This is a genomic window from Nocardiopsis lucentensis DSM 44048 (genome assembly GCF_000341125.1).
Lineage (GTDB): Bacteria > Actinomycetota > Actinomycetes > Streptosporangiales > Streptosporangiaceae > Nocardiopsis > Nocardiopsis lucentensis.
Window position 1 is genome coordinate 1 of the sequence record NZ_ANBC01000189.1, and the last position, 16112, is coordinate 16112.

Annotated in this window: 11 protein-coding genes and 2 pseudogenes; 8 read left to right on the plus strand and 5 right to left on the minus strand. The window is 70.6% G+C overall.

Annotated features, from left to right (window positions below):
- Positions 1 to 197: 197 nt before the first annotated feature.
- Together D471_RS0106275 and D471_RS0106280 are read right to left on the minus strand one after the other, a co-directional pair.
- Positions 198 to 722, minus strand: coding sequence for a DUF6315 family protein (locus D471_RS0106275; RefSeq protein ID WP_026127460.1), 525 nt, complete (start codon positions 720 to 722; stop codon positions 198 to 200).
- A 182-nt stretch (positions 723 to 904) separates the two neighbouring features.
- Entirely contained in the window at positions 905 to 1252 is a 348-nt protein-coding gene (locus D471_RS0106280) for a hypothetical protein (RefSeq protein WP_017597835.1), read from the minus strand.
- A gap of 621 nt (positions 1253 to 1873) precedes the next feature.
- Between D471_RS0106280 and D471_RS33260 the strand changes: the two are divergent.
- Positions 1874 to 3299: pseudogene (locus D471_RS33260) on the plus strand (hypothetical protein); the annotation flags it as partial.
- Here the strand turns inward: D471_RS33260 and D471_RS0106295 are convergent.
- The gene (locus tag D471_RS0106295; RefSeq protein WP_193789743.1) at positions 3245 to 4036 is read right to left on the minus strand and encodes a glutamate racemase; all 792 of its coding nucleotides are present in this window, start codon (positions 4034 to 4036) and stop codon (positions 3245 to 3247) included. The pseudogene D471_RS33260 and the gene D471_RS0106295 sit on opposite strands and share 55 nt — an antisense overlap.
- Before the next feature lie 280 nt (positions 4037 to 4316).
- Between D471_RS0106295 and D471_RS0106300 the strand changes: the two genes are divergently transcribed.
- From D471_RS0106300 to D471_RS0106320, 5 genes are all read left to right on the plus strand, one after another.
- A complete protein-coding gene (locus D471_RS0106300) occupies positions 4317 to 5762 on the plus strand; it encodes an FAD-binding oxidoreductase (RefSeq protein ID WP_017597839.1) in 1446 nt (481 codons plus the stop codon).
- A gap of 59 nt (positions 5763 to 5821) precedes the next feature.
- Positions 5822 to 7108 (plus strand): SAM-dependent methyltransferase, encoded by a 1287-nt coding sequence (locus tag D471_RS0106305; RefSeq protein WP_017597840.1) that lies wholly within the window; start codon positions 5822 to 5824, stop codon positions 7106 to 7108.
- A 126-nt stretch (positions 7109 to 7234) separates the two neighbouring features.
- Positions 7235 to 7732: a hypothetical protein gene (locus D471_RS0106310; RefSeq protein WP_017597841.1), complete on the plus strand. Its 498-nt coding sequence runs from the start codon at positions 7235 to 7237 to the stop codon at positions 7730 to 7732.
- Between the two features lie 145 nt (positions 7733 to 7877).
- The gene (locus tag D471_RS0106315) at positions 7878 to 9158 is read left to right on the plus strand and encodes a sugar ABC transporter substrate-binding protein (protein WP_026127461.1); all 1281 of its coding nucleotides are present in this window, start codon (positions 7878 to 7880) and stop codon (positions 9156 to 9158) included.
- Between the two features lie 137 nt (positions 9159 to 9295).
- Positions 9296 to 10174 (plus strand): carbohydrate ABC transporter permease, encoded by an 879-nt coding sequence (locus D471_RS0106320; RefSeq protein WP_017597843.1) that lies wholly within the window; start codon positions 9296 to 9298, stop codon positions 10172 to 10174.
- A 47-nt stretch (positions 10175 to 10221) separates the two neighbouring features.
- On the opposite strand, the gene D471_RS0106325 is transcribed toward D471_RS0106320, so the two are convergent.
- On the minus strand, positions 10222 to 10509 hold the full coding sequence (locus D471_RS0106325) for a hypothetical protein (protein WP_017597844.1): 288 nt from the start codon (positions 10507 to 10509) through the stop codon (positions 10222 to 10224).
- Positions 10510 to 10679: 170 nt separating this feature from the next.
- On the opposite strand from D471_RS0106325, the gene D471_RS0106330 reads away from it, so the two are divergent.
- Positions 10680 to 11576 (plus strand): carbohydrate ABC transporter permease, encoded by an 897-nt coding sequence (locus D471_RS0106330; protein WP_193789744.1) that lies wholly within the window; start codon positions 10680 to 10682, stop codon positions 11574 to 11576.
- Positions 11577 to 11674: 98 nt separating this feature from the next.
- Here the strand turns inward: D471_RS0106330 and D471_RS0106335 are convergent, their stop codons facing one another.
- Positions 11675 to 13231 (minus strand): long-chain-fatty-acid--CoA ligase, encoded by a 1557-nt coding sequence (locus D471_RS0106335; protein ID WP_017597846.1) that lies wholly within the window; start codon positions 13229 to 13231, stop codon positions 11675 to 11677.
- Positions 13232 to 13579: 348 nt separating this feature from the next.
- Here D471_RS0106335 and leuS point away from each other — a divergent pair.
- A pseudogene (leuS, locus tag D471_RS33265) lies at positions 13580 to 16077 on the plus strand (leucine--tRNA ligase).
- The last annotated feature ends 35 nt before the right edge of the window (positions 16078 to 16112 follow it).

Sequence of the window (16112 nt, forward strand, 5' to 3'; positions counted from 1 at the left end):
CCACCGCGCGCTACGGGGGGTTCCTGCGCGCGTCGCTGCCGCCTTACTGGGGGACCACGGACCCGACGGTCGCCCGGGCGGCGCTGCGCCGCCTGTCGGAACGGACCGAACCGGCGGCGGCGTCGGGCTGACCCGGTGGGAGGGCTCACCCGCCACACGCGGTGGCGGGGGAGCGGAGCCTTGTGCCTACCTCGCGGTCAGCGGCGGTCCCGGAATCCGAAGAGGCGGATGGCGTATCCGGGGGAGTCGTCCTCGGGTTCCTGGATGTACCACCGGTCGTCGTGTTCGCCGACCAGCAATTCGTTCCACATCATGTCGATGAGTTTGAGCCGGGACACCACCGAGGCCTCCGGGTCCAGCACGATCGAGTAGGCCTGGTCGGTCAGCCGTTGCGTGACCATTCCGACGGACTGTCCGTCCCAGATCGCGGGGACGGGGGCGTGGCCGACCTCCACCCCGCACAGCCGTAGCTGTTCGACCTCCTCCTCCAACGCCTCGGCGGCCAGGGCGCCGTCCAGGCGCAGCGCGTCCTCCAGCTCATCGCGGTCCTCGTCAACGCGCAGGTAGGCGTGGTACGTGCGGTAACCGCACGTGCGGCACTTGCGCCAGACGACGCAGCGGGCCACGCCGTAGGCCGACTGGGCCTCGCCCACGCTCTGGTAGTCGCTCACTTCGCGGATCATGCCGCACTCGCAACACAAGGCAGTGAGATCCTGCTTCATCAGAGTCCCCCCTCCCAGGCGAGTATGCGATGGAAGATGCCCGTTAGGGAACCCGTTCGGCGAGGAAGTCGCGGCAAGGTGTCGTCATCAATGCCCAAAATGACCCGGTCGCGGGTTTCGCCCCGACCAGGGCCGGAAGGTCGGCGTGCTCAGTCTCACTCTTCCCGCTGGAAGGCGGGCGGTCAGTCGTCCATGGAGAGCCCGCGCTTGTTGCGGGCGCTCCAGTCGCGCATCCGCTGCGGGTATCCGACGATCTGAACGTCGTAGGCGGGCGTCGCGATGCGGTTCGCCACCTTGCGGATGACGTCGGGGGAGCCGCACCGGCGGCGGATCCACTCACCGTCGGTGGCCACCGCCACGGCGGTGGTCCGGGTGGCGAAGGTTTCGGGTTCGACGAAGAACTCCACGCCGACCCGGCTCTTGGCGAACTCGATGAGGGCCTTGATGTCGTCGTCCTCGGAGGCCCGGTCGAAGCGGGCCTTGCCCTTGCGGTTGGCCTTGCGGAGTCCGAAGCGGTCTCGCCATCCCATGGGCGTTCACGTCTTCCTGGTGGAGCGGGTGGTCAGACACCGACGCCCCCGCTGCCGGGGGCCGGTTGGTCCTGATTCTAGGGCTTCAACCGCCCTCCGGGCGGCCGCGGGTAGCCCGGAGAGCACCGGTTTCACGCGTTTTCCGGACAGCTCCGTCACCGCGCTGCTACGTTCTGTTCTCACATGGCGCGACAGGGGGAGCGGTACCGGGATCCCCCGTCCTCAGGCGGGGTTCCCAGCCCGAGTGGTGCAAGGCCCGCCGTTGCCGGTACCAGCCAACACCCGAGGGAGGTGACCCGTTGGCCACGTTCCACACGGGACGGCGGACCGACCGGTCCGGGCCGTCGCGCCCGCCGGGAAGAAGGCGGGCGCGCACACCGGCGGGGTCGACGTCACCACCGTCCACGGCACCGTGCGGGGCACGGGACACCGAAACGTCCGACCGCCCCGGCGCGCGGACGGTTACGCCTACACCACGCAGAAGGAGGCAGGGGCTTCCTCTCCGGTCCTGAGGGCCGGGGCGTCCGCCCCGACGAACTGATGATGCCGATGTGGACATGGGCGGGGGAGACCGCGAGCCGCCTGCGGGCGACCGGACAGGTCGACCTCGCCGAGGCGGTCATGAGCCTGCCGAGGCTGTGCGAGGAGGGGGAGGCGGCCCGGGTGGAGGCCGTCGCCCGTTCGGCCCTGCGCACGGCGCGCCGACTGGTGGCCGAGGCGGGCGGTGACCGGGCCGAGGTGCCAGGGGTCTTCGGGCCGCCGACGCTGCTCTACCTCGCGCACTGGCCCCTGGCCGTGCGGGTGGGTGCCCTCGCCGAGGGGCGGCGCTCCCTGGACCAGGCGGTCGCCGCCGCGGAGGGCGTACCCGACCCGCGCGCGCACGGACCGCTGCCCGTCTCCGCGCTGGAGACGCTCGTGCGCTGCCACGCCAACGTCGACGCGGGCGGCACCACGTCCGAGCGCGCCGAACTGCTGTCGTCGCGGCGGCTGGCCGGATGGGAACAGACCCCCGCCTGGCCCTCGTTCTGCCTGGCCCGTGCCCACCTGCTCATCGACGAAGGACGACCGGACCGCGCCGAGGCCGACCTGCGGCGATTCGAGCACACCGCCACCGGGCCCGCGTTCCTCGGCGCGGAGGGCGTGTTCACACTGGTTCGAGCCCTGCGCCACCAGGACAAACACACCGACGCCCTGGAGGCCTTGGACCGGCTCGAAGCCGAGGTCGCCCTCGGGGCGGACACCCATGGCGGCCGCCACGTCGCTCTGCGCCGCCTGATCCGCTTCGAACGCGCGCGGTTGTTGTCCTGGCTGGTGCGTCTGGGCCTGTACCCGTCCCGCGAGGCCATCGTCCCCCTGCCCACCGTCGAGGAGGCCGAGGCCCACCCGAGCCTGCGCCCCGCCTGGGTGGAGGCGGTGGAGAACCTCGTGTGCCAGGGCGCGGTCCGCAACGACTGGCGGCTGGGTGTGCGGGTCACCACGTGGTCGCGCTATTTCGAACGGGTGGGAGCGCCCCGGCGCGGCGCCGAACTGGCCCTGGCCGCCGCCCGGTTGGCGGCGGGGGGGGGGGNGCGCCGAGCGGCTCATCGGGGAGTTGGGCCGAACGGAGGAGATCGTCGGAGACCTCGACGAGGTGCGCGCCATGATCGGGGCCATGGCGCCGGTCCAACCGCTGGCTTCCGCCGACCGGATCCTGGAGTACCTGCGCGCCCAGCCCTCGGACGAGGTCAACCCCGAGGAGCAGGCCGAGCAGGTCAACGCCGCGCTGGCGGCGATTCCGCACGACACTCCGCTGCTCACCGCCCTCGGGCAGGTCGGCCGCACGCTCATGCTCTCCGACGCGGCCACCGAACCGCAGTGGCGCCACGTCCGCGAGCGCCCCGGGGACCAGCGCGCGGCGCTCTCGCTGCTGGAGACGCTGATGCACGACAACGACACCGCCGGGGTGCGCGACCTGGTCCGTACCCTCGCCGCGGGGGTGCCGCACGGTGACGACTACCGGGCCGCCCCGGGGGTCGGAGCCGCCGTGGCCAGCGCTCGCCCCGCCGGATAGGCCAGCGCGGCGGAGGGCAGCCGGGAGGGGCGCCCGCTGGCGAGCACGGACACCCGGCCGACGTGGTCACTCGGGGGAAGGTCGCCGATCCTGCGCAGGGTCTGGGCGGCCACCGCGTCGGCGGCCGTGAACAGCCGGGCCCGCGGGCCCAGGACAGCGGTGACGCGCTCGCTCACCAGGTCGTAGTGCGTGCATCCCAGGACCACCCCGCGCACGTCCGCGGGCGTCCGTTCGGCCGCGTAGGCCACGGCCTCGTCGATCAGCCGCGGGTCGGCCGACTCCACGGCCTCGGCCAGGCCGACACAGGCCACCTGGGTGACCTCGACCCCGGCGGCGAAGGTCTCCACGAGCCGGCGCTGGTAGGCGCTGTGGGTGGTCGCGGTCGTCGACCACACGGCGATCGGTCCGCCGGCGGTCGCGGCGGGCTTGATCGCCGGAACCGTCCCGACGACCGGCACCCTTGGTTCGAACTCGGCCCGCAGGTCGGCGAGCCCGTGCACGGAGGCCGTGTTGCACGGGACGACCACCGCGTCCGCGCCGTCCCCGCCCAGGGCGGCGCACGCCGAGCGAGCCCCGGCCAGCGCGCGGCCGATCACCTGCTCGGGCGTGCGTGGACCCCAGGGCATGTGGTCGGGGTCCATGGAGAGCACCAGGTCGGCGTCCGGCCTGGCCGCGTGCAGGGCGGCCGCGGTGGACAGCATCCCGATACCGGAGTCTACGAGAGCGATGCGCACGGAAGCTGATTCTAGTCGGGCCGTCCCCACGGCGGCGCCCCACGCGCCTCCGGTCGGCGCGGTGCCGCCCTTCCCGGGGTGTTCCACGCCACACTCGGAGTGGGCCCGGACAATGCCCAGGTGAACGGACCCGGGCGGAGACACGGTCACAAATGGGGTGGCACGAAGCCGTTACCCGTAGGTAGAACAGAGGGGCATCGGCCCGTTCCCGCGCACCCTCCGGCGGGCCTCGGGTCGAACAACGCCGTGCGTCACGTGCGCCGAGACCGGGAGCGGGAAGATGGCAACTTCACAGCAGGGTACGGGCAGCGTCACCGGGGATCGGCCAGGACTGGCCGCGCACATCGCGGCGGTTCAGCGGCTGCGCCGCGAGTACCGGGAACTGCCCGAGGGCGCCCCCGTGCGGCTGGCCAAGCCCACCTCCAACCTCTTCCGTTTCCGCGAACCGACCACCGCTCCGCCGCTGGACGTGTCCGCCTTCTCCGGTGTCATCTCCATCGACCCGGTGGAGCGCCTGGCCGACGTGGGCGGGATGACCACCTACGAGGAGCTCGTCGCCGCGACCCTCCCGCACGGCCTCATGCCGCTCGTCGTCCCCCAGCTGCGCACCATCACCCTCGGCGGGGCGGTCACCGGCCTCGGCATCGAGTCCTCGTCCTTCCGCAACGGCCTGCCCCACGAGTCCGTCCAGGAGATGGAGATCCTGACCGGCGGTGGTGACGTCGTCACGGCCACCCGCGACAACGAGCACGCCGACCTCTTCCACGGTTTCCCCAACTCCTACGGAACGCTCGGATACAGCCTGCGCCTGCGGATCGAACTCGAACCGGTCTCTCCCTACGTACACCTTCGCCACCTGCGGTTCCACGACGGGGCCGAGGCCATGGACGCCCTCGCGAGGATCTGCGCCGACGCCGAGCACGACGGCCAGCCGGTCGACTTCGTGGACGGGGTCGCCTTCGGCCCCGACGAGCTCTACCTCAGCCTGGCCCGCTTCACCGACCAGGCGCCCTGGGCCAGCGACTACACCGGCACCGACATCTACTACCAGTCCATCCGGCGCCACGCGGGCAACGGCCCCGGCGACTACCTCACCACTCATGACTACCTGTGGCGGTGGGACACCGACTGGTTCTGGTGCTCGCGCGCCTTCGGCACGCAGCACCCCCTCGTCCGGCCGCTGTGGCCGCGGTCCCTCAAACGCTCCGACGTCTACCGCAGACTCGTCGCCTGGGACCGGCGCACCGACTTCTCCCGCCTGCTCAACCACTACCGGGGTAGGCGTCCACAGGAGCCGCTCATCCAGGACATCGAGGTCGGCGTGGAACGCGGCGCGGAGTTCCTGGAGTTCTTCCACTCCGAGATCGGTATGACCCCCGTGTGGATGTGCCCTCTCCGCCTCCGTGAGCCCCGGCACGCCGGGGCGGCCGAGGGCGAGCACGTGTGGCCGCTCTACCCCCTCGACCATGACCGCCTCTACGTGAACTTCGGGTTCTGGGGCCTGGTGGACATGAAGCCCCGCCAGCGCCGGGCGCACCACAACCGCCTGGTGGAGGAGGAGGTCGCGCGGCTCGGCGGCCACAAGTCGCTCTACTCGGACGCCTTCTACGCCGAGGACGAGTTCTGGCGCCTCTACAACGGGCCCGCCTACTCCCGTCTCAAGGAGTCCTACGACCCCCGGGGACGGTTGCTCGACCTGTACGCCAAGTGCGTGCGCAACCGCTGACACCGCAGACACCGGGCGGTCCCCTCCAGGGGCGCGCTCGGGAGAGGGAGGACGAGAACGTGCGGCTTGCAGAGATCTTCGAGCGGGTCGTCGGCCCCGACGCGCCCATCCGTTTCACCGCCTACGACGGCAGCTCCGCCGGAGCCCCGAACTCCGACGTCGCCCTTCACGTGCGCACGCCGGTCGCCGTCAACTACCTGGCCCAGTCACCGAACGCGGTCGGCCTCACCCGCGCCTACGTGTCCGGTCACCTGGACGTCGAGGGCGACATGTACACCGTCCTGAGGCGTATGTCCGACTTCGTGCTCGCCGAGGGAGTCAACCTCTCCCTCGGCGACCTGGCCGGCATCGTCCGGTCCGTGGGCTGGGTCAAGTTCGTCAACCGTGTGGCGCCGCCGCCGCAGGAGATGCGTGTGGGCAGGCTCGCGGCCATGGGCTGGCGGCACTCCAGGGAACGCGACGCCGAGGTCATCCACCACCACTACGACGTGTCCAACGCCTTCTACGAGCTGGTCCTGGGCCCGTCCATGACCTACACCTGTGCCGTCTTCGACGACGAGGACGGCGCTCTGGGCCGAGTGGAGGAATTCGACGGGGCGTTGGAGAGCGCCCAGTTCCGCAAGTACGAGCTGGTCTCGCGCAAGCTCGGCCTGGAACGGGGCATGCGTCTGCTCGACGTCGGCTGCGGGTGGGGCGGCATGGTCATGCACGCCGCCCGGGAACACGGGGTCAAGGCGCTGGGCGTCACCCTGTCCAAGGAACAGGCCGAATGGGCGGCCAAGCGGATCGCCCAGGAGGGGCTGTCGGAGCTGGCCGAGGTCCGCCACATGGACTACCGGGACGTTTCCGACGGCAGCTACGACCGGATCAGCTCGATCGGGCTGACCGAGCACATCGGTGCACGCAACCTGGACTCCTACTTCGCGTCCCTGTACGCCAAGCTCGTCCCCGGCGGTCGGCTGCTCAACCACTGCATCACCCGCCCGCGCAACGACCTCAAGGCCATGGACCCCAAGGGGGTCATCAACCGGTACGTGTTTCCCGACGGCGAGCTGGAGGGGCCGGGCGCCATCCAGACCTCGATGAACGACGCGGGGTTCGAGATCCGCCACCAGGAGAACCTGCGCGAGCACTACGCCCTCACGCTTCGCCACTGGGGCGCCAACCTCGACCGGAACTGGGACGAGGCGGTCTCCCTGGTGGGCGAGGGCACCGCCCGGGTGTGGCGCCTGTACATGGCCGGATGCGTGCTCGGCTTCGAGCGGAACGTCGTGCAACTGCACCAGATCCTCGGCGTCCGCCTGGACGGCACCGACGCCCGCATGCCCCTGCGTCCCGCGTTCTGAGCGCGTCGCCGTGTCCCCTCCTGTTCGCCGGGAGGGGACACGGGCCCGTCGGTCACGCGCGAACGGTTCCGTGACGGCATGATGGAAGCCTCACACCGGCCCGCAGCACCGTGAAGGGACCCGACAGTGTCCTCCGAGCCCTCCGAAGAGAACGCGCCCCAAAGCGGCGAGACCCCCGCGCCCGACCTGCCCGACCGCGTCAAGCGCACGGCGATCGCGCTCGTGGGCGCCTACGCCGACCGCAACCGGGACGAACTCGACGAGGTGATCCCTCAGGCGGCCGACGACGTCGACGACGTGATGTCGGAACTGAAGGTCATCTCCGCCTTCCTGAGCCGCCGGGTCCAGCAGACCGGTGTGGTGTGGAAGCCCGCCGACTCGCGCGAGGCCGTCGCCCGCACGGTCGCCGAGATGCTCCCACCCGAGCTGGAGTTCGCCGTCAGCACCGCGTGGGAGGCGCACTCCATCGGTGAGGAGGAGGCCGCCGAGCGGTTCGCCCAGGGCGACCCCATGGTCTTCGTGCACATGCTCGCCGCGTTCAGCGCCGCCATCGGACTGGCCGTGTACCGTCGCCCCGAACTCGTGGCCACCCTCCGCCAGGTGACCGGCCTCGCGGAGGACTGACGGCGGTCCGGGCGCGGACGCCGGGGCCATCCTCTCCTAACAGCTGAGACACAAGGATCTGTTGTTTACTTCACACGGGGCGCTTCTTTACGTAGGTTTCCTACCATCCCCCGGGGGACCCTCGAAAGGAACGGGAGGCGCGCCGATGGCACGCAGACGAGCACACACTCACGTTCACCTCCCCGCCGCGGCGATGGCCCTGGCCCTCGTCGGCACCGCCTGCGGCATGGGCACGGGCGGTTCCGTGTCCGACGACCTCGTCGTCTGGATCATGGAGGGCACCAACCCCGACGAGACGGCCTACTTCGACGCGGCCAACGCGGCGTTCACCGAGCAGACGGGCGTCGGGGTCGACGTCGAGTTCGTGCCGTGGAGCGACGCGCAGAACAAGATCTCCACCGCCATCGCCGGAGGTACGGTGCCCGACGTGGTCGAGCTCGGCACGACCTTCGTCCCCGAGTTCGCCGACTCCGGCGCCCTGCACGACCTGTCCGGTTACGTCGACGACCCCTACGTCTACACCCAGAGCCTGCTCCGGATGGGGCGGATCGACGACCGGATCTACGGGGTTCCGTGGTACGCGGCCATCCGTTCCATCGTCTACCGCACCGACATCTTCGAGGAGCACGACCAGGAGGTCCCCGAGAACTGGGCCGAGCTGCGGGAGACCGCCATCGCGCTCTCCGAGGCGGAGGAGGACATGATCGCCTTCCCGATCCCCGGTGACGCGCAGTACTCGGTCATGCCCTGGATCTGGGGCGGAGGCGCGGAACTCGCCGTCCAGACGTCCGACGGTACGTGGGTGTCGGAGATCGACAGTGACGGCGGCCGGGCCGGGATGTCCTTCTTCACCGGGCTGGCCCTGGAGGACGGCGTCTCCACCACCGGCGCGGTGAACTGGAACGAGATCGACGTGATGGAATCCCTGGCCGAGGAACGGGCCATCATGGCGATCTCCGGCAGCGCCAACCCCAAGGCGATCCTGGAGTCCAATCCCGATCTGGAGGGCCGGCTCGGCGTCTTCGTCATCCCGGGCCGGGAGGACGGCTACACCGACTCCTTCGCGGGCGGCTCCCTCCTGTCGGTGTTCGAGGGGACCGGGCAGGAGGAGGTCGCCTGGGAGTACGTCGACCACCTGACCAGCTACCAGTTCTCCTCGCGCTGGGCCGAGGAGACCGGTTTCTTCCCCGGGCGTGAGGAGGCCGTGACCGCGTTCGCCGAGTCCGAGGACCCACTGGTCCGGCCCTTCGCCGTACAGCTCATCACGGCCAGTCGCGGCACCCCCGTCGCCCCGGCCTGGGGCCGGGTGGAGGCCGAGAAGGTCATCGTCGCCATGCAGCAGAGCATCCTCAACGGCGACGCCACCGTGGACGAGGCCACCGCGACGGCCGCCGCCGAGATCGAACGCATCCTCAACGGAGGCTGAGCGTGGGCACACCGGTCGGGCTGGGGAACACGCGTGAGGCGAAAGAGACCGTCCGCGACGCCGAGGGGGCGCCTCCGCCGAGGGGCCGCGGCCGACGGCGGGCGCCGTTCCTGAGCGCGGGTGCTCGCAGGACCCTCATGCCGTGGGCGCTGCTCGCGCCCGCGCTGGCGGTCGTCGGGGCGCTCCTGCTGTTCCCCCTCGCGCGCGTCGTGTGGCTGTCCTTTCGCGACTTCCACCTGCGCAACCTGGTCTCCGGCGAGTCCGACCCCGTTGGGTTCGACAACTACGCGGCGCTCCTGGGCGATCCGTACCTGTGGCGGGTCGCCCTGCCCAACACGGTGGTGTTCGCCGCGGTCGCGGTGGTCTCGACCGTGGTCCTGGGCACGCTGGTGGCGCTGCTGCTGTCCACGCTGCGCCCGCTCACCCGGGTGGTCGTCGTCTCCTGCGTGATGGTGGCCTGGGCGATGCCCGCGGTCAGCGGCACCTACGTGTGGATCTGGATCTTCGACGTCGACGACGGCGTCGTCGCCCAGGCGCTGACGTCCCTCGGCGTGCTCGGGCCCGAGGGGTACAACTGGTTCGCCGACCGTCTGTCCTTCTACGCGATCGTCACCCTCAACGTGGTGCACAGCGGCTTCCCGTTCGTGGCGGTCACGGTACTCGCGGGACTGATGACCGTGCCCAGGGACCTGCACGAGGCGGCGCTGATCGACGGCGCCGGCGCCTGGAAGCGGTTCTGGCACGTCACCTTCCCCGTGCTGCGCCCGGTGTTCGCGGTGGTGACCGTGCTCTCCACGATCTGGGACTTCAAGGTGTTCGCGCAGATCTACCTCATGCCCGGAGGGGACGTGGGAGGGTCGCGGATGCTGAACCTGGGCGTGTGGGCCTACGTGCGTTCCTTCGGCCACAACGACTACGGGGCGGGGTCGGCCGTCGCGGTCCTGCTCACGCTGCTCCTGCTGGGGATCACCGTGCTGTACCTGCGCGCCCTGTTCCGGGAGGACGAGCTGCGATGACCGGACAGCCCGTGGGAACGGCGGGAGGGAAGGGGACCCGACCCCGGTCAGGCGGCCCCCTCGATGAGCTTCTCGCGGACCCTCCGCCAGTCCACGGCGGCCAGGGGGCGACGGTCCAGGTCCTCCAGGACCGCGTCCATCGTGCGCAGGTCGTACTCCCCCAGAGGGCGTCCGTCGTCGTGGCTCCGGTTCACCAGGTTGTTCACGTACACGAACAGGCGCTGTCCGGAGGGGTCGGCCAGGGCGTGGCGCACGGCGCTGTCGCGGAATCGCGCGTCGTGCGGGATCCAGCTGATGACGACCTCGGTGGGGGAGGGACCGGCGGACTCGCTCACGGGCTCACGCCGCCGTCTCCGTTGACCACGCCGACACGGCCTTCACCCCTTCGCCCTCGCCTCGGCGCCACGGGCGCCCCTCCACGAACAGAGCAGGAGTCTAACGGCCCCCTTCCGGCGGTCCACCACCCCACCAGGTCCGGTGCGGGGCACCGGAGAGAGGAGCCGTGTTGGCCACGCGCGTAGCCGCACCCGATGACCGACGCTGGGACGACCGCGTCGCCCGTGCCCGCCGCAGGGGCGGGCCGCCCCGGAGGCTCCGGGGCGCGGGCAGGGCGGCGGGGGTGGTGGTTCTGCTGGCCTTCACCCTCTTTCCCGTCTACTTCATGCTGGTCAGCGCCTTCTCCGACCGGAGCACCTCCGGAACGGGCGCGCTGGTGCCGACGGACGTCACGTTCGACAACTTCACGTACGTGATGACCGAGGGCGACTTCACGCTCTACCTGCGTAACTCGCTGGCGGTCGCCTCGATCACCGTCGTGGGGGCGTGCCTCCTCGCGTTGCTGGCGTCGGTGGCCGTGGCTCGGTTCCGGTTCCGGTTCCGGACGTCGGTACTGGTGCTCGTCCTGGTGGTGCAGATGGTGCCGCTGGAGGCCCTGGTCATCCCGTTGTTCCTCCAGGTGCGCGACCTGCGGATGCTCAACACCGTGCTGGGGCTGGGCGTGGTGTACGTGGCGCTGTCCCTGCCCCTGGCGGTGTGGATGATGCGCGGGTTCGTGGCCGCGGTGCCCCGGGAGGTCGAGGAGGCCGCCTACATCGACGGCGCGTCGTGGCCGCGCATGTTCTGGTCGGTGCTCCTCCCCCTCGTCGCGCCCGGCCTGGTGGCCACGGCGATCTTCTCGTTCATCGTGGCGTGGAACGAGTTCGTGCTGGCCCTGACCTTCATGCAGCAGAGCGACCGGTACACGGTGGCGGTGGGGCTGCGCCAGTTCTTCGGCCAGTACGCCAACGAGTGGGGGCACGTCATGGCCGCGTCCACGATCATCACGCTTCCGGTGATGGTCTTCTTCGTCCTCGTGCAGCGCTGGCTGGTCGCCGGTCTCGTCCAGGGGGCGGTGAAGGGCTGAGCCCGGGCCGTGCGGGAGGGCACGGGGGCGGTCCGTGGACGCGCGCGCCCCTCCCCGCACGCCGCCGGAGGCGCGGGGAGGGGCGGAAGGGAACAGGGTCAGCGCAGTTCGCGCTTGAGGATCTTGCCCGTGGCGGTCATGGGCAGCTCCGTGCGGAACTCGACCTGGCGGGGGTACTTGTACGCGGCGAGGCGCTCCTTGGCCCAGTCGACCAGTTGCTGTTCGGTGAGCGCGGCGTCGGCCTCCCGGATCACGTAGGCCTTGGCCTCCTCGCCGTGCGTGTCGTGCGGGACGCCCACGACGGCGGCCAGACTGACCTCCGGATGGGTCATCAGGACCTCCTCGATCTCACGCGGGTAGACGTTGTAGCCGCCGCGGATGATCATGTCCTTGGACCGGTCGACGATGAAGTAGAAGCCGTCCTCGTCCCGGCGCGCGATGTCGCCGGTACGGAACCAGCCGTCCTTGATGACCTCCGCGTTGGCGTCGGGCCGGTTGTGGTAGCCCTTCATCACGCAGTGGCCGCGCACCGCGATCTCGCCCTCGTTCCCGGCGTCGTTCCATTCCGGGTCGATCAGCTTCATCTCCACGCCCCACACGGGCAGGCCGATGGAACCGGTCTTGGCCCGGACCCTGGGGTTGTTGAAGGCCACGGCCGGAGAGGTCTCGGACAGACCGTAGCCCTCCTTGATTCCGACGCCGAAGGTCTTGGCGAAGTCCTCGGCGAGCTGCCCGGGAAGGGAGGCGCCGCCGGAGATCGCGTCGACGATGTTGCCCGCGATCTTGCCGATGTCGTAGGTGCCCGGTTCCGCGGACTGCACCGCGTTGAGCAGGCCCCAGTACATGGTGGGCACCCCGGCGAACCCGGTGATCCCCTCCTCGTCCATGAGCCGCAGCGCCTCGTCGGGCTCGAAGCGCGGCATGAGGACCAGGGTCCCGTGCCGGTACAGGGCCGAGTTGAGCATGACCGTCTGACCGAAGATGTGGAAGAGCGGCAGGACGGCGAGGGACACGTCCCGGCCGTCGGGGTGCGCGGTGACCAGGTCGCTCGAGACGATCGCGTTCATCATCAGGTTGTGGTGGGACAGCTGGGCGCCCTTGGGCCTACCGGTGGTGCCGCTGGTGTAGATGATGACGGCGGTGTCGTCGGAGTTGGCCTGCACCGTCTCGAACGTGCCGGGCTGGCCGTCGAGGGCCTTCCAGAGCGTCTCGGCCCCCTCGATGGCGGACTCGGTGGCGCCCGGGGAGGCGGGCAGGTCGATGTAGGTCTCGCAGGAGTCCACCTGGTTGAAGGCCTCGAAGGCGCGCTCGCCCAGGGGGAGTTCGGGGGAGCCGGTGAAGGCGAAGAGCGCCTTGGCGCCGGAGTCCTCCAGGTGGTAGGCGATCTCGGGCGGTGTGAGGAGCACGTTGAGGGGGACGACCACGGCGCCGGCCTTGAGGGCTCCGAAGTAGACGAAGGGGAAGTAGGGAAGGTTGGGGCTGGCGAGCGCGACGCGGTCGCCGGGCCGGACGCCCCTGGCCACCAGGAGGTTGGCGACCTGGTTGGCGATCATGTCGGTCAGGGCGTAGGTGAGGCGAAGGTCTCCGAAGACCAGGCACTCCTTGTCGGGAACCGATCGGGCGCCGTCCTCCAGAAGCACAGACAGATTGAGCATGGGGGCCTCCCGCTACGAGTGGGTGACGGACCCAGGTGTGGTCTGGGTCTCGTGGTCCGCGTCACGTGAACGGCAGAGTAACAAACCAGCCGGTCGGTGTGGCGAACGGGGATCGGATCGAAACCTAACAGTGTTCGGAAAGGGATTCCAGGGTCCGCGTCGCCTTCACGGCCCGGACACCCGGGCCCGGCCCGGGCGAGGAGCTGGCGGAGGTCGTCCACGGGGAACGAAGCCGTCTGCGCTCCCGGGCGTGTACCGCTAACCTGGAAACTGCACGAGTGGACGCCCGGCCCAGCTCGGCATGTCCGCGTGCGACCGACCCAGAGACCGGCTAAGGGAACATCAGCGATGACAGCGGTAGACGGCGACCAGAAGACGGGCGACACCTACGACGCCCGCGCCCTCCAGGACAAGTGGCAGGCGCGCTGGGCCGCTGAGCTTCCGTTCCAGGCCAGCGAGGACCCGACCGACGCCCGGCCCCGCAGCTACGTGGTCGACATGTTCGCCTACCCCTCAGGCGACCTGCACATGGGCCACGCCGAGGCCTACGCCATCGGCGACGTCATCGGCCGCTACCGCTTCCAGCGCGGCGACAACGTCCTGCACCCCGTCGGTTGGGACTCCTTCGGCCTGCCCGCCGAGAACGCGGCGATCAAGAACGACTCGCACCCCGCCGAGTGGACCTACGCCAACATCGAGACCCAGGCGGCCTCGTTCCGTCGGTACGGGATCGGTGTCGACTGGTCGCGCCGTCTGCACACCAGCGACCCCGAGTACTACAAGTGGAACCAGTGGCTGTTCCTGCGCTTCTTCGAGCGCGGGCTGGCCTACCGCAAGGACGGCCAGGTCAACTGGTGCCCCCAGGACCAGACCGTGCTGGCCAACGAGCAGGTCGTCCAGGGCCGGTGCGAGCGGTGCGGCTCCGACGTCGTGCGCCGCAGCCTGAACCAGTGGTACTTCAAGATCACCGACTACGCCCAGCGCCTGCTGGACGACATGGACCAGCTGGACGGCGGCCGCTGGCCGGACGAGATCCTGGCCATGCAGCGCAACTGGATCGGCCGCTCCACCGGCGCCGACGTCCACTTCGCCATCGAGGGCCGCGACGAGCCGGTGACCGTGTTCACCACCCGCCCCGACACCCTCTACGGCGCCACGTTCTTCGTCGTGGCCGCCGACGCCGACCTGGCGGACGAGCTGTGCGCACCCGAGCAGCGCGAGGCCTTCGACGCCTACCGCGCCGAGGTCGCCAAGCTGTCCGACATCGAGCGCCAGGCCACCGAGCGCCCCAAGACCGGTGTGTTCCTGGGCCGCCACGCCGTCAACCCGGTCAACGGCGAGCGCATGCCGGTCTGGGCCGCCGACTACGTCCTGGCCGACTACGGACACGGCGCGATCATGGCGGTGCCCGCCCACGACCAGCGCGACCTCGACTTCGCCCTGGCCTTCGACCTGCCCGTCAAGGTGGTCGTGGAGACCGGCGAGCCCCACCCGGCCGAGACCGGTGTGGCCACGGCGGGCGAGGGGACGCTGCGCGACTCCGGGCCGCTGGACGGGCTGACCAAGACCGACGCGATCAACCGCATCGTCGAGGTGCTGGCCGAGCGCGGCACCGGCGACGCCACCGTCAACTACCGCCTGCGCGACTGGCTGGTGTCCNNNNTCAGCGCTACTGGGGCACGCCGATCCCCATCATCCACTGCCCCTCCTGTGGTGAGGTGCCCGTCCCCGACGAACAGCTGCCGGTCACGCTGCCCGAACTCAAGGGCGCCGAGCTGGCGCCCCGGGGCGTGTCGCCGCTGGCCGCCGCCACCGACTGGGTGGAGGTCGACTGCCCCTCCTGCGGCGGTCCCGCCAACCGCGACACCGACACCATGGACACGTTCGTCGACTCGTCCTGGTACTTCCTGCGCTACTGCTCGCCGAACCTGGACACCGCCCCCTTCGACACCGAGGCGGTCAACAAGTGGGGTCCGGTCGACCACTACATCGGCGGCAAGGAGCACGCGACCCTGCACCTGCTGTACGCGCGCTTCTTCACCAAGGTCCTGCACGACATGGGCATGGTGGGCTTCACCGAACCCTTCCGCCGTCTGACCAACCAGGGCCAGGTCATCAACCAGGGCAGGGCGATGTCCAAGTCCCTGGGCAACGGTGTGGACCTGGGCCAGGAGATCGACACCTACGGCGTCGACGCGGTCCGTCTGACCATGCTCTTCGCCAGCCCGCCCGAGGAGGACGTCGACTGGGCGGACGTCTCCTGCACCGCCGCGCAGAAGTTCCTCAACCGTGCGTTCCGCGTGATGTGCGAGGCTGGCGCGGCCAGCGCGCCCGGCGCCGACGCCACCGCCGGCGACACCGAGCTGCGCCGGGTCACGCACCGCAGCATCGATCAGGTCACCACGCTGGTGGAGGCGCGCCGGTTCAACGTGGCCATCGCGCGCACCATGGAGCTGGTCTCGGCCGCCCGCAAGGCGATCGACTCCGGCCCCGGCGCGGCCGACCCGGCCGTGCGCGAGGCGGCCGAGTTCGTGGCCGTGGCGCTGTCCCTGTTCGCGCCCTACGTGGCCGAGGAGGGCTGGGAGCGGCTGGGGCACGTGGGCACGGTCGCCGTCGGCAACTGGCCCGAGGCGGACCCGGAACTGCTGGTCCAGGAGTCCGTGACCTGCGTGGTGCAGGTGCAGAGCAAGGTTCGGGACAAGCTGACCGTGGCGCCCGACATCGACCCGGCGGAGCTGGAGCGGCTCGCGCTGGCCTCGGAGAAGGCCCAGGGATTCATCGGCGACAAGCAGATCCGCAAGGTGATCGTGCGCGCGCCGAAGCTGGTGAACATCGTCGTCGGCTGATCCGGCAACGGAGGCGGCGGTCGCGTTCGGCGACC

Excerpts from the sequence above, each read along its gene's own strand:
- D471_RS0106275 (WP_026127460.1), bottom strand. The coding sequence starts at position 722 with ATGAAGCAGGATCTCACTGCCTTGTGTTGCGAGTGCGGCATGATCCGC.
- D471_RS0106280 (WP_017597835.1), bottom strand. The coding sequence starts at position 1,252 with ATGGGATGGCGAGACCGCTTCGGACTCCGCAAGGCCAACCGCAAGGGC.
- D471_RS0106300 (WP_017597839.1), top strand. The coding sequence starts at position 4,317 with ATGGCAACTTCACAGCAGGGTACGGGCAGCGTCACCGGGGATCGGCCA.
- D471_RS0106315 (WP_026127461.1), top strand. The coding sequence starts at position 7,878 with ATGGCACGCAGACGAGCACACACTCACGTTCACCTCCCCGCCGCGGCG.
- D471_RS0106320 (WP_017597843.1), top strand. The coding sequence starts at position 9,296 with ATGCCGTGGGCGCTGCTCGCGCCCGCGCTGGCGGTCGTCGGGGCGCTC.
- D471_RS0106335 (WP_017597846.1), bottom strand. The coding sequence starts at position 13,231 with ATGCTCAATCTGTCTGTGCTTCTGGAGGACGGCGCCCGATCGGTTCCC.